Here is a 13165-nt window from a genome sequence, read left to right as displayed (position 1 = left end):
ATCAGGGAATGGGAGTTAGTGGAAGAATTGGCCCATGGCTGAAGACAATCAGGGTACAGACACGCCCACCACCGCCCCCATCAACGTTCCGGACAAGCCCGCCCTGGAGGGGCTGGAAGAAGCGCTCACGCGGCGCTGGCTTGACGAAGGGACCTACAAGTTCAACCCGGACACCACCCGGGAGCAGGTCTACTCGATCGACACTCCCCCGCCCACGGCGTCGGGATCCCTCCACGTCGGACACATGTTCTCCTACACGCAGACCGACGTCCTGGCGCGCTACCAGCGTATGACCGGCAAGAACGTCTTCTACCCCATGGGATGGGACGACAACGGCCTGCCCACCGAGCGCCGCGTGCAGAACTACTACGGCGTGCGCTGCGATCCCGCGATTACCTACGATGCCGGCTACCGTCCCCCGGCCGAGCCCGCCAAGAACCAGCGCGACTTTGACGTCATCTCCCGCAAGAATTTCATCGAGCTGTGCGAGGAGCTCGCGGTCGAGGACGAGAAGGTCTTCGAGCACCTCTTCCAGACCCTGGGCCTGTCCGTGGACTGGGACCTGACCTACCGGACGATCGATGACAAGTCCCGCGCCATCTCGCAGCGGGCCTTCCTGGCCAACCTGGCAGCAGGCGACGCGTACATGGCCGAGGCCCCCACCCTGTGGGATGTCACGTTCCGCACCGCCGTGGCCCAGGCCGAGCTCGAAGACCGCGAGGTCGCTGGCGCCTACTACCGCTACCCCTTCTTCACCGAAGACGGCGAAAAGATCTTCATCGAGACCACCCGCCCCGAGCTGCTGGCCGCCTGCGCCGCGCTCGTGGCGAACCCCGACGACGAGCGCTACAAGGCGCTGTTCGGCAAGAAGGTCACCTCTCCCCTGTTCGGTGTCGAGGTAGAGGTCAAGGCCCACCCGCTGGCCAAGGCGGACAAGGGCTCCGGCGTCGCCATGGTCTGCACCTTCGGCGACCTCACCGACGTCACCTGGTGGCGCGAGCTGCAGCTGCCCACCCGCGCGATCGTGGGCCGCGACGGCCGCATCATCGGCGAGACCCCGGAGTGGATCACCACCGAAGAAGGCCGCGCCAACTTCGCGGCCATCTCCGGCAAGACGGTATTCAGCGCCAAGGAGTCCGTGGTGGAGCTCCTGGCCGGCGCGGAGCTGCTCGACGGCGAGCCCAAGAAGATCATGCACCCGGTGAACTTCTTCGAAAAGGGGGACAAGCCGCTCGAGGTCGTTACCTCGCGCCAGTGGTACATCCGCAACGGCGGCCGCGACGAGGACCGGCGCGAACGGCTGATCGGCCGCGGCAACGAGATTGAGTTCCACCCGGCGTTCATGCGCTCGCGCTACGAGAACTGGATTTCGGGGCTCAACGGCGACTGGCTCGTGTCCCGCCAGCGCTTCTTCGGCGTGCCGGTACCGGTCTGGTACCCCCTGGATGCCGACGGCAACCCCGAATACGACGCGCCGATCGTCCCGTCGGACGCGCAGCTGCCCGTGGACCCAGCGGCGGATGCGGCCCCCGGCTACGAGGAAGCCCAGCGCGACGTGCCCGGCGGTTTCACCGGGGACGCGGACGTCCTCGACACCTGGGCCACGTCCTCCCTGACCCCCCAGATTGTGGGCGGCTGGAGCACCGACGAGGCGCTCTTCGCCAAGGTCTACCCCTTCGACGTGCGCCCGCAGGGCCATGACATCATCCGGACCTGGCTGTTCTCCTCCGCCGTCCGCGCCGACGCGCTGCAGAAGACCGCACCGTGGAAGCATGCAGCCATCTCCGGCTGGATCCTGGACCCGGACCGGAAGAAGATGTCCAAGTCCAAGGGCAACGTCATTGTGCCCACGGATGTGCTGGAGGAGTACGGCTCCGACGCGGTGCGCTACTGGGCTGCCTCGGCCAAGCTCGGCGCGGACACCGCCTACGAGATCGCGCAGATGAAGATCGGCCGCCGCCTGGCCATCAAGCTGCTCAACGCCTCCAAGTTCGTCCTGAACCTGGGCGCCACCGAGGACTCGGTCGTCTCCGGCGACCTGTCCGTGCTGAGCAACCCGCTGGACCGGGCCGTACTGGCCCAGCTCGCCGACGTCGTCGAGCAGGCGACCAAGGCATTCGAGGGCTACGACTACGCCCGGGCGCTGCAGATCACCGAGAGCTTCTTCTGGAACTTCACCGACGACTACGTGGAGCTCATCAAGGACCGTGCCTATGGTGCGGCCGGCGAGGAGCAGCAGGCGTCCGTGCTGGCCGCCCTCGCGACGAGCCTGGACACCCTCCTGCGGCTCTTCGCGCCGTTCCTGCCGTTCGCCACGGAGGAAGTCTGGAGCTGGTGGCGCACCGGTTCCGTGCACCGCGCCCAGTGGCCCTCCGCCATCGCCGTCGACGGCGACACGACCCTCCTGGCCACGGTGGGCACCGCGCTCAGCGGCATCCGCAAGGCCAAGTCCGAGGCCAAAGTCAAGCAGCGCACCGAGGTGCTGTCCGCGACGATCACCGCCTCGGAGTCCCTCACGACCCAGCTCAAGGCCGGCCTCGCCGACCTCAAGGCCGCGGCCAACGCCCGTGAACTGGCGCTCGTCGCCGGCGAGGGTGAACTGGCCGTCAGCGACGTCGTGCTGGCACCGGCCGAGCCGCCCGTCCAGGCGTAGTCTCCGGCGGAAACAACACGAAGGGGCCCTCGGTCCGGTTCAGAGAAGCAATTCTGATCCGGCGGGGCCCCTTCGGCGTCGCGGGAAGGCTCAGACCGCGAAGGACGTCTCGAAGTGCGTCAGCACCGGCGGGGCGGCCAGGAGTTCTGCCAGCCCGCTCGCGCCGTCGCCTGCGCGCCAGGCGCGATAGGCGGCGTCGTGTTCCATCGATACCCACTGTTCGACCACGAGAAAATGCGCCGGATCCTGGCTGTCGACCAGCACGTCGACCCCGAGGCAGCCATCAAAGGCGCGCGTATCGGAGAGAATATCGCGGAGCACCGCGGGAGCCGTGGGCAGGGCTTCGGCTTTGACGTTCAAGTCGAGATGGGCTGTAACGGGCATGGCGCTCCAATGTTCGCAGGTGGGGACAGGACAAAACCGGGTACAACCGGGCGGGTTGCCCGGAGATCACGGCACGGGGACCGCTGCCCCGTCATTGGAAGCAACAGCCGGGCCGCCGGGCTTGTTCCTTCGGCCCGGAACCCGGGGCAGCACAAAGCAAGTCCTATCGCTGAGGCGTGAGGTCACCCGGCACGGGTGAGGCGCCGCACCTCACCGGGGGCACAGAATGAAGATGCAGCGGTCCGTCGGATCGCCTCGAACCCCAAGAAGAAGCGGAGGTCATACGCATGACTGAGACACTCGATGAACTGGGGCCGGTCGACTGGATCGTCGTTGAATTCCCCGGACCCGATTTCGGCAAGGGCCAGATCGCCCCGTTCCTGGAGGACCTGGTCCAGCGTGACCTCGTCAGGGTGCTCGACATGGTGTTCCTGAGGAAGATGGAGGACGGCACACTCGAGACGGCGGAGATCTCCGACCTCGACCCGAGCGAGCTCGGCGAGGTGCGCACGGCCGAGGCCGACCTGGCCATGGTGCTCTCTGAACAGGATGTCATGGACCTGGCCGAGACGATCGCGCCCGGCCACTCCGCCGCGGTGCTCGTCTGGGAGAACCTGTGGGCTGCCCCGTTCGGCACGGCAGTCCGCAAGGCCGGCGGCCAACTCGTGGCCAGCGGCCGGATCCCGACCCAGGCCGTCATCGCCGCCTTCCAGGCGGACGCCGAAGACCAGTCCCCTGAAGAAGCGATAGAAGGAGCCTGACATGCCACTGGCAGCACGACGCAGACGCAGGACCGCAGCCGCCGTCGGCGGGGCCGTTGTCGTCGCCCACGGGATCAACCGTCGCGGCGACCGGCGGGAAGACCGCCGTGACGACCGCGGCGACCGCCGGGAGGACCGCCGCGACTGACACCACGGAGCCAGTCCCCTGGCACCCTCAGGTGCGCATGACCCGCCCCGGGTCGTGCGCACCTGCACAATGCCCACTCCCCCAACCGGGGAAACATCCCGGGACGGCGATCTGACGAATTTGGGCACACTGCTTTGGGCCCACTGTTTTTGGGCAAGGTGTTTTTGGGCAAAGGGGAAGCCCCATCAGCGTTTAGCGGTTGGTGGGGCTTCGACTTTTCGATTGTCACGTGACGTCTTAGACAATCTGGCGGGATCCTTAGACTTTCAGGTCTTCCTACCTCGTCACTGGTAGCCATCATCTGACTTTGCCGAAGGCTGCGTCGGATGAGTGTCACTGAATCTTTGGTTCCTGCGTCCCTCTTCTTTCGAAGTGGGTAAGTTCTATTGTTGTCCCCCGGCCTGCCGTGCACAAGAGCCCCGGCAGAACTACAACAGAGTAGTTCTGCCGGGGCTCCCGGGAGGCCGGGCAGCGGCCCGGCCCGGCCTGTTCAGGCCTAGTTAAAGACCGGGCTTTCGGTACGGCTGCGCTTGATTTCGAAGAAGTACGGGAAGGATGCCAGGGTCACCGTGGCGTCCCAGATCTGTCCTGCTTCCTCGCCGCGCGGGATGCGCGTCAGAACCGGGCCGAAGAAGGCCGTGCCGTTGAAGGCGACGACGGGTGTGCCCACGTCCTGACCGACCAGCGAGATGCCTGCCTCGTGGCTGGCGCGCAGCTTTGCATCAAATTCGTCGCTCTGGCCCGCGCCCGCAAGCTCGGCCGGCAGTCCGGCCTCGGCCAGCGACTTGGCGATGACCTCGTCAATGTCCTTGATGCCTTCGTTGTGGATCTTGGTGCCCATGGAGTCGTAGAGCGCCTTGATGTATTCGGCACCGTGCTGTTCAGCGGCGGCGGTGATGACGCGGACCGGAGCCCACGCCTTCTTCAGGAACTCGCGGTACTGCTCGGGCAGTTCCTCGCGGCCCTCATTGAGCACGGCGAGGCTCATGACATGCCACTCGGTCTTGATGTCGCGGACTTCTTCGACTTCGCCGATCCAGCGGGAGGTGACCCACGCGAAGGGGCACATCGGGTCGAACCAGAAGTCGGCTTTGTTGGTCATGGTTTCAGACACAGGTGTTCTCCTTAGGGAAGTCTGCGGGGAAAGCGCCGGGGCGGATCACGCACACGGCGCGCTAAAGATTACAGCGACCTTGGCCGCGATAATATTCCGGATCAGGCGGAYTTGCGCCGTTTGACCTCGTCGTGGGCGATCATCGTGGGCGCTGCCTTCTTGGTCACGACCTCTTCGGTGATCACGACGCTGGCGACGTCGTCGCGGCTGGGGAGGTCAAACATGACCGGGAGCAGGACTTCCTCCATGATGGCGCGCAGCCCACGGGCCCCGGTGCCGCGCTCCAGCGCCTGGTCGGCAATGGTGTTGAGGGCCTCGTCCTCGAAGATGAGCTCGACGCCGTCGAGCTGGAACATCTTCTGGTACTGCTTGACGAGGGCATTCTTCGGCGTCGAGAGAATCTGGATGAGCGCGGCGCGGTCCAGGTTGGAGACGGTGGTGATGACGGGCAACCGGCCGATGAACTCCGGGATCAGCCCGAACTTGAGCAGGTCTTCCGGCATGACCTCGCCGTAGGAATCCGTGGTGTTCTTGACCTCGTTGAGCGGGGCGCCGAAGCCGATGCCCTTGCGCCCGGACCGCGAACCGATGATGTCCTCGAGCCCCGCGAAGGCGCCGGCCACGATGAAGAGCACGTTGGTGGTGTCAATCTGGATGAATTCCTGGTGCGGGTGCTTGCGTCCGCCCTGCGGCGGGACCGAGGCCACCGTGCCCTCGAGGATTTTCAAGAGCGCCTGCTGCACGCCCTCCCCCGAAACGTCCCGGGTAATGGACGGATTTTCGCTCTTGCGTGAGATCTTGTCGATCTCATCGATGTAGATGATGCCCTGCTCGGCCTTTTTGACGTCATAGTCGGCGGCCTGGATAAGTTTGAGGAGGATGTTCTCAACATCCTCACCGACGTAGCCGGCCTCGGTCAGGGCCGTGGCGTCGGCGACGGCAAACGGAACGTTGAGGCGGCGGGCGAGGGTTTGGGCCAGATAGGTCTTGCCGCAGCCGGTGGGTCCGATCAGCAGGATGTTGGACTTGGCGATCTCGACGTCGTCGTGGTGCACGCCGTCGGCGAGGCTGCCGCTCTTCGGCGCGTGGCCGGCCTGGATCCGCTTGTAGTGGTTGTACACCGCGACGGCGAGCGAACGCTTGGCGGGTTCCTGGCCAATCACGTATTCCTGCAGGAAATCAAAGATTTCGCGGGGCTTGGGCAACTCGAAACTGCCCAGGTCAGCTACTTCCGCGAGTTCCTCTTCGATGATCTCGTTGCAGAGTTCGATGCACTCGTCGCAGATGTAGACGCCGGGCCCGGCAATGAGCTTGCGGACCTGCTTCTGGCTCTTTCCGCAGAAAGAACACTTCAGCAGATCTGTGCTCTCGCCAATCCGAGCCATGTGTGAACCCCTTTAGTAGCTTGCTGCTGGCTGTGACATGTTCCACTCTAGGTCACTTTGGACCCGTTGGGTGGAAAGCGGACGCCGGTGCGGCCAAGTAAAAATGCCGCACCGGCGCCGCGGAATGCTGATTAGCGCGCGATTGCCTGGGGCTTGATCTTGCGGGAATCGAGGACCTGGTCAATGAGGCCGTACTGCATGGCCTCGGCAGCCGTGAGGATCTTGTCCCGCTCGATGTCGTTGTTGACCTGCTCCGGCGTCCGGCCGGAGTGCTTGGCCAGCGTGTCCTCGAGCCAGGAGCGCATGCGCATGACCTCGGCGGCCTGGATCTCGAGGTCCGAGGCCTGCCCGCCCTGTCCGCCGGACAGCGAAGGCTGGTGGATCAGTACGCGGGCGTTCGGCAGCGCGAGCCGCTTGCCCGGCGTGCCGGCCGCGAGCAGCACGGCGGCGGCGCTGGCCGCCTGGCCGAGGCAGACGGTCTGGATCTCGGGCCGGATGTACGTCATGGTGTCGTAGATCGCGGTCATGGCGGTGAAGGAACCGCCAGGCGAGTTGATGTAGAGCGTGATGTCGCGGTCCGGGTCGGTGGACTCGAGCACCAGCAGCTGGGCCATGACGTCATCGGCCGAGGCGTCGTCGACCTGGACGCCGAGGAAGATGATGCGGTCCTCGAACAGCTTGGTATACGGGTCCTGGCGCTTGAAGCCGTAGGGGGTGCGCTCTTCGAACTGGGGCAGCACGTAGCGGCTGCTCGGCAGGTTGCCGGCAGTCGAACCGAAGTTGTAGTTCATGTTCATTGCTCCTGAATTCATTGCTGTCTACCTGCCGGTCAGTTCTCGGTGGCTGTCGCAGCGCCGCCGCTGTTTCCGGAGCCGTTGGCGTTGGTTCCGCCGCCGCCTGCCACGGATCCGGCGTGTGCGGCGATCTTGTCGAAGAAGCCGTAGTCGAGGGCTTCCGGGGCCGTGAACCACTTGTCGCGGTCGTTGTCCTTGAGGATGGTGTCCACACTCTGGCCGGTCTGGTCGGCGGTCAGCTCGGCCATGACCTTCTTCATGTGCAGGATCAGCTCGGCCTGGATCTTAATGTCCGACGCCGTGCCGCCGATGCCGCCGGAGGGCTGGTGCATGAGGATGCGGGCGTTGGGGGTGGCGTAGCGCTTGCCCTTGGTGCCGGAGGAGAGCAGGAACTGGCCCATGGACGCGGCGAGGCCGGTGGCAACCGTGACAACATCGTTCGGGATGAACTGCATGGTGTCGTAGATGGCCATGCCGGCGGTGACGGAGCCGCCGGGTGAGTTGATGTAAAGGTAGATGTCCCTTTCAGGATTCTCCGCCGAGAGCAGCAGCAGCTGGGAGCAGATCGCGTTGGCGTTATCGTCGCGGACCTCGGAGCCGAGCCAGATGATGCGCTCTTTCAGCAGGCGGTTGTAAATGTAGTTATCCTGGGCTGCCGGATCGACCGTGGCCATCCGGGGTGCCCCTGCTTGCTGTGACATATGTACTTACCTCTCGCTGGCGACGGTGACGCCACTGGACGACATCACTGAACTTTCCTACAGCGACACTAACCGTTTTCACGCCCGCTTTGTTCGCTGGTGCCGGGCTGTTCGCTGACGGCGCACGATTGCCGGGACCCCGCGAGCCGGGTCCTGGATGCGGGCCCTTTCCGGCTCCCGAACAGACCGTGCCGGCCGGGCATGGCTGCAGGCGGGGCTTAAAACAGTCGGCCCCCGGATCGGTGATCCGGGGGCCGACTGTTCTACGTCTCAGTGACTGCTAGAACTTCACTGCTGCGGGGTCATCGCTCGGCGTGGCCTCGGTGGTGGCTTCTGCCGAAGCTGCTTCGTCCTCAACGGTCTCGGCGGCCGGGGCGGCTTCGTCACCGGGGCGGACGAAGTCGCTCAGGTCAACCTTGTTGCCCTCGGAGTCGGTGACCTCGGCCTGGCCCAGCACGACGGCCAGTGCCTTGCGGCGGCGGACCTCGGAAACCATCATGGGCACCTGGCCGCTCTGATCGATGATCTGGGCGAACTGGTTCGGGTCCATGCCGTACTGGCTGGCGGTGGTGACGATGTAGTCGATCAGCTCGTTCTGGCTGACGTTGACTTCTTCCTTCTCCGCGATGGCGTCGAGGATGATCTCGTTCTGGAAGGCGCGCTCGGTGTTGGCCTTGACCTCGGCGCGGTGCTCCTCGGTGTCGTGCTCGCCTTCACCGTGGGCGTTTTCGGCGTTGAAGTGCTGCTCGAGCTGCTCTTCGACGATCGACGCCGGGACGGGAACCTCGACGAGCTCAACGAGCTTGTCCAGGACCTTGTCGCGGGCCTCGACGCCCTGGTCAACAACCTTGGACTCGGCGGCCTGCTTGGCCAGGTCCTCACGGAGTTCCGCGAGGGTGTCGAACTCGCTGGCGAGTTGGGCGAAGTCGTCGTCGGCGACGGGGAGCTCGCGCTCCTTGACGGCCTTGACGGTGACCTTGACCTGAGCGGACTCGCCGGCGTGCTCGCCGCCGACCAGCGTGGTGTCAAAGATGGCGTCCTCGTCGGCGCTGAGGCCGGTGACGGCCTCGTCGAGGCCTTCGAGCATGGTGCCGGCGCCAACCTGGTAGGACAGGCCGGAAGCGGAGTCAACATCGGCGCCGTCGATCGAGGCTGCGATGTCGATCGTCAGGAAGTCGCCATCGGCGGCCGGGCGGTCCACGGACTTCAGCGTGCCGAAGCGGCCGCGGAGCTCGTCCAGGGCCTTGTCGACGTCGGCGTCGGAGGACTCGGCGGCGGCGACCTCAACCTTGATGCCTGCGTAGTCGGGCAGTTCGATCTCGGGGCGGATGTCAACCTCGGCGTGGAACTTGAGCTCGCCGTCGGTGGCGGACGGGTCCGGAACCTCGGTGATCTCGACCTCGGGACGGCTCAGGGGGCGGATGCCGGTTTCCTGCACGGCGGCCTGGTACCAGCCGTTGAGGCCTTCGTTGATGGCCGTCTCCAGGACGTAGCCGCGGCCAACGCGCTGGTCAATGAGCTTGGAGGGGACCTTGCCCTTGCGGAAACCGGGGACCTGGATCTGCGAAGCAACAGTCTTGTATGCCTCTGCGATGCTGGGCTTCAATTCCTCAAAGGGGACCTCAACATTGAGCTTGACCCGCGTGGGGGTGAGGTTCTCGACAGCGCTCTTCACAGTCTAAGTACTCCTGGTGTGGGGGGTATGGGGTTCTGCATTGCCACGTGCTGGCAGTGCTTGCAGAGTCGGGGTGACAGGATTTGAACCTGCGACTTCCTGCTCCCAAAGCAGGCGCTCTAGCCAAGCTGAGCTACACCCCGTAAGTGCACAGAACAGTCTACGGTCATACTGTGCCGATTTGCACATTTGACACCGGGGCCTTGAATTGGGTTTAGTTGTATCCGGCTTGAACAGCCGCCCGGAAGTTTTACTGGAGTTCCAGTGAGATCCCCGGGGACGTAGCTTAATGGTAAAGCCTCAGTCTTCCAAACTGATTACGCGGGTTCGATTCCCGTCGTCCCCTCAGAAATATGACGAAAAAAGCCCCTCTCCGGAGGGGCTTTTTTCGTTCCCTCCAGGCCCCGGTGGCCGGAGCTTCGGAGCTTGGAAGGGTTGGCTTGGAAGGGCAGGCTTACCGGCTCAGGCCTGCTGGCAGGCCGGGCACCAATAGAGCTTCCTGGCGCCGAGCTCGGTCAGCGCCACCGGCGTTCCGCAGTCCCTGCAGCCGAGTCCGTGCCGCCGGTAGACGAAGTGGGCCTCCTCCGGGGCCGGCAGGACGCCGCGGGATACGCCGGCTCCGGCCCCGTTCCAGTACTGCGGCGGCGTCGTGATGATCCGGCCGTCCCGGACGCCGTCGGTCATCATTGCCGCGGTGTCGTCCCAGAGCCGGCGGGCAGCGTCCGGTGACAGTTCGGCGCCGGGCAGCCAGGGGTTGAGCCGCTGCCGGAACAGGAGTTCGGCCCGGTAGACGTTCCCGACGCCGGCAATCACCTTTTGGTCCATCAGCAGGGCCGCCAGCGGTGTACGTTTGGCCGCCACGGTGGCGCTGAAGGCGTCCCGGTCGCCGGGAAGGTTCCGCAACGGGTCCGGGCCGAGCCGCGCCAGTACGGCCGCCGCTTCCGCGTCCGTGATCGCCTCGCACGTGGTCGCGCCGCGGAGATCGGCCCAGCCGTGCGCGCCGGCGAGCCGGACGCGGACGGCACCGACCGGCGCGGGCGGGCCCTCATATGAGGCCGGCCCGGCCGCCTCAGCGTCGTCGTAGACTTCCCGCTCCCCCACCTTCCGGGGCGCGCCGATGCTGGAGGCGCCACGGAAGGTGGCGTCGCCGCCGAAATCCCAGGCGCCATAGAGGCCCAGGTGGACGTGCAGGAGAAGCCCGTGCCCGAACTCCAGGAAGAGGTGCTTCCCGTGCGCCACGGAACTGACGAGGGTGTGGCCGTCCAGCAGCGCAGCGCCCTGGGCAAACCGGCCCTGCGGACTGGAGACCGCGAGCCGCTCCCCCGCGAAGACGTCCCCGAACTGGCGGGCCAGACGGTGGACGGAATGCCCCTCCGGCACTAGTCGATGACCTCGCCGGTGCGCTCGTACGTGGCGATCTTGCCGATCCGGCGGACGTGGCGCTCATCGTTGCTGAAAGGTTCGGCCAGGAACGCCTCGATGATTTCCGTGGCCTCGTCGACGCTGTGCTGGCGGCCGCCGACGGCGACGACGTTGGCGTCGTTGTGCTCACGTGCCAGCTGGGCGGTGGACAGGTTCCAGGCCAGCGCGGCCCGGACGCCCTTGACCTTGTTGGCGGCGATCTGCTCGCCATTGCCCGAGCCGCCGAGGACGATGCCGAGGGCGCGGGTTCCGGCTTCCTGGTCCGCGACGACGGCGAGGGCGGCGTTGATGCAGAACGACGGGTAGTCATCCAGGGCGTCGTAGACCTTCGGTCCGTGGTCCACCACCTCGTAGCCCTTGGCGCTGAGGTGGCTGACCAGGTGGGCGCTGAGCTCCATTCCGGCGTGGTCGGTGGCAATGTGCACGCGGGGCAGGTCAGAAATGGTCACGGCTGTTCCGTTCGGTTGCGGCGCCGGGCGGCGGCCGGGGCGGGTGGGGTCTGGTCCAAGCGTACTAGGCCGGGCCTCCCGGGACCGTGCTGCAGCCCGCCGGAACCCTCACTGGACGGTCGTGTTACACAGGCCCGGCACGCCGTCGTACTCCACCGTCTTGCCCCACCGTATAGCTCCACCGGGGACCGACACTGAGGACCGACACTGAGGACCGACACCGCGGTGCTAGACGGCGGGGGTCCCGCCGTTCCGCCGGGCCCTGTCCGCCACCCGGGACAGCGTTTGGGCGATATTGTCCGCCGCGGTGGCACTGCCGCCGCTGACCGCCAGCCGGCGCCCGTCCGAGCGGTCGATGACCACCGCGGGGCCGCTGCTGACCAGCATCGCGGTGGTGTTGCCATGGGTCCGGTAGCCCCACCCGCCATAGTCCGCCGCCGTGACGTCCCTGGGCGTCGCGGCGTCGATGGCCGCGGCCGGAACCTCCATGACCCGGACGAAGCCTGCCGCGAAGACGTGGAGGCCGCCGCGGTCAACCCGGATCCGGGCCACCAGGAACGCCGCGGCCACCAGGGCCGCCGCCACCAGGAGGACAGACAGCCACGGCACGGCAATGGTCAGGAGGGCGGCCGGCAGAAGCGTTGCGATGCCGAGCATGACGAAGATGGAGCTGCGGGCGTGGACCCAGAGGCTGACCCGGTCCCTGGCCAAATCCGGATCCTGTTCGCGCTCAAGGGCCTGCCGGACGGCGACGTCGTCATCGACGGACCAGCGCTCGTCGGCCTTGAAGACAAAACCCATCACGATGCCCAGGCCGAGGGCCGCGCCGCTGCCGAGCGCCAGGACCGAGACATCCACATGGGATCCCCGCGCATCGGGCAGGCCCAGCTGGCCCACGAGCACCGCGGCAAGGACTGTGGTGACGAAGAGGCTCATGGACAGGCCGGCGCCCATCATGATGCGGCGCATCATCGCGGGGCGCGACAGCGGCACGGCCTGCAGCAGCACGGCCCAGCCGATCACCACGATCAGCGAGGCTCCGGCTCCCGCGACTGTCACGAACGGCGCGAAGTCGGCGGCACCGGCGGCGGTCCAGCGGACGGCCAGCGGCTCGGGCAGATCCGGGCGCACCAGAAGCGCACACACCACGAATCCTGCCGCCAGCATCAGGGGGAAACCGATGGCAAAGCGCAAAGCCCTGGCATCGACGGAGTCACGGATCTTTCCCATGCTCCAACGCTACCCCGGACGCACCTTGATGGATCTGGGGACGTGCGCGCAGGTCAGGAGGTGGACGGGAAGCAAATGTGGGATCAGACACGTAGTCCGGCGCCCGGACCTCGCCACGACCAAGAAGAGATCGCCGGGGCAGCGTCAACGTGGCCGCCCCAACCGCACCCATCTGACACGAATGGCCGCCAAGGGCATCGGGCGGTTTCTAGGGGTCGTTGCAACACCTGCTGGTTAGGTGGTCAGTAGTAAATCACGTAGACGCTCGGCTGGAGTATTCCAGCCGAGCGTCTTGCGTGGGCGTCCGTTGAGTTCCTGCGCGACGTGCTCAAGGTCTTCGGGTCCGTAGACGGACAGATCGGTGCCTTTGGGGAAGTACTGGCGCAGCAGCCCGTTGGTGTTTTCGTTGGAGCCGCGTTGCCAGGGGCTTCCCGGATCGCAGAAGTAGA

Annotated in this window: 13 protein-coding genes and 2 tRNA genes; 4 read left to right on the top strand and 11 right to left on the bottom strand. The window is 66.0% G+C overall.

Going from position 1 to position 13165, the window contains the following annotated elements; translation table 11 throughout:
- The first annotated feature begins 34 nt into the window (after positions 1-34).
- Positions 35-2653, top strand: coding sequence for a valine--tRNA ligase (gene valS, locus AC1D1W_RS09140; RefSeq protein ID WP_476943493.1), 2619 nt, complete (start codon positions 35-37; stop codon positions 2651-2653).
- Positions 2654-2743: 90 nt separating this feature from the next.
- Here the strand turns inward: valS and AC1D1W_RS09135 are convergent, their stop codons facing one another.
- Positions 2744-3037: a putative quinol monooxygenase gene (locus AC1D1W_RS09135; RefSeq protein ID WP_243177223.1), complete on the bottom strand. Its 294-nt coding sequence runs from the start codon at positions 3035-3037 to the stop codon at positions 2744-2746.
- A 287-nt stretch (positions 3038-3324) separates the two neighbouring features.
- On the opposite strand from AC1D1W_RS09135, the gene AC1D1W_RS09130 reads away from it, so the two are divergent.
- Positions 3325-3798 (top strand): DUF6325 family protein, encoded by a 474-nt coding sequence (locus tag AC1D1W_RS09130; protein WP_243177222.1) that lies wholly within the window; start codon positions 3325-3327, stop codon positions 3796-3798.
- 1 nt (position 3799) lies between these two features.
- Positions 3800-3946: a hypothetical protein gene (locus AC1D1W_RS09125; RefSeq protein ID WP_155855732.1), complete on the top strand. Its 147-nt coding sequence runs from the start codon at positions 3800-3802 to the stop codon at positions 3944-3946.
- 496 nt (positions 3947-4442) lie between these two features.
- On the opposite strand, the gene AC1D1W_RS09120 is transcribed toward AC1D1W_RS09125, so the two are convergent.
- The 6 genes from AC1D1W_RS09120 to AC1D1W_RS09095 all read right to left on the bottom strand — a co-directional run bounded on the left by AC1D1W_RS09120 (position 4443) and on the right by AC1D1W_RS09095 (position 9758).
- Positions 4443-5048, bottom strand: a complete 606-nt coding sequence (locus AC1D1W_RS09120) for a mycothiol-dependent nitroreductase Rv2466c family protein (RefSeq protein WP_243177972.1) — start codon at positions 5046-5048, stop codon at positions 4443-4445.
- A 113-nt stretch (positions 5049-5161) separates the two neighbouring features.
- Positions 5162-6445 carry an ATP-dependent Clp protease ATP-binding subunit ClpX gene (clpX, locus tag AC1D1W_RS09115; protein ID WP_243177221.1) on the bottom strand — a complete coding sequence of 428 codons (1284 nt, stop codon included), beginning with the start codon at positions 6443-6445 and terminating at the stop codon, positions 5162-5164.
- Positions 6446-6576: 131 nt separating this feature from the next.
- A complete protein-coding gene (locus AC1D1W_RS09110) occupies positions 6577-7236 on the bottom strand; it encodes an ATP-dependent Clp protease proteolytic subunit (protein ID WP_026266422.1) in 660 nt (219 codons plus the stop codon).
- Between the two features lie 38 nt (positions 7237-7274).
- Entirely contained in the window at positions 7275-7913 is a 639-nt protein-coding gene (locus AC1D1W_RS09105) for an ATP-dependent Clp protease proteolytic subunit (RefSeq protein ID WP_243177971.1), read from the bottom strand.
- Positions 7914-8220: 307 nt separating this feature from the next.
- The gene (gene tig, locus AC1D1W_RS09100) at positions 8221-9615 is read right to left on the bottom strand and encodes a trigger factor (RefSeq protein ID WP_243177220.1); all 1395 of its coding nucleotides are present in this window, start codon (positions 9613-9615) and stop codon (positions 8221-8223) included.
- Positions 9616-9683: 68 nt separating this feature from the next.
- Positions 9684-9758, bottom strand: a tRNA-Pro gene (locus AC1D1W_RS09095).
- A 132-nt stretch (positions 9759-9890) separates the two neighbouring features.
- On the opposite strand from AC1D1W_RS09095, the gene AC1D1W_RS09090 reads away from it, so the two are divergent.
- Positions 9891-9961: transfer RNA gene (locus AC1D1W_RS09090), tRNA-Gly, on the top strand.
- Positions 9962-10077: 116 nt separating this feature from the next.
- Here AC1D1W_RS09090 and AC1D1W_RS09085 read toward each other — a convergent pair.
- The 4 genes from AC1D1W_RS09085 to AC1D1W_RS09070 all read right to left on the bottom strand — a co-directional run.
- Positions 10078-10995, bottom strand: a complete 918-nt coding sequence (locus AC1D1W_RS09085; RefSeq protein ID WP_028277846.1) for an Fpg/Nei family DNA glycosylase — start codon at positions 10993-10995, stop codon at positions 10078-10080.
- Entirely contained in the window at positions 10995-11486 is a 492-nt protein-coding gene (locus AC1D1W_RS09080; RefSeq protein WP_028277845.1) for a ribose-5-phosphate isomerase, read from the bottom strand. The genes AC1D1W_RS09085 and AC1D1W_RS09080 overlap by 1 nt, the downstream gene beginning before the upstream one ends.
- 228 nt (positions 11487-11714) lie before the next feature.
- Positions 11715-12716: a hypothetical protein gene (locus AC1D1W_RS09075; protein ID WP_243177219.1), complete on the bottom strand. Its 1002-nt coding sequence runs from the start codon at positions 12714-12716 to the stop codon at positions 11715-11717.
- 234 nt (positions 12717-12950) lie between these two features.
- Positions 12951-13165: IS30 family transposase (locus AC1D1W_RS09070; RefSeq protein ID WP_476943492.1), on the bottom strand; the 215-nt coding region annotated here is incomplete at its 5' end.

It is taken from the genome of Arthrobacter sp. P1_B4 (genome assembly GCF_056406555.1).
The sequence above is the reverse complement of the archived record's forward strand: the minus strand, read 5'-3'. Positions and strand labels throughout refer to the sequence as shown.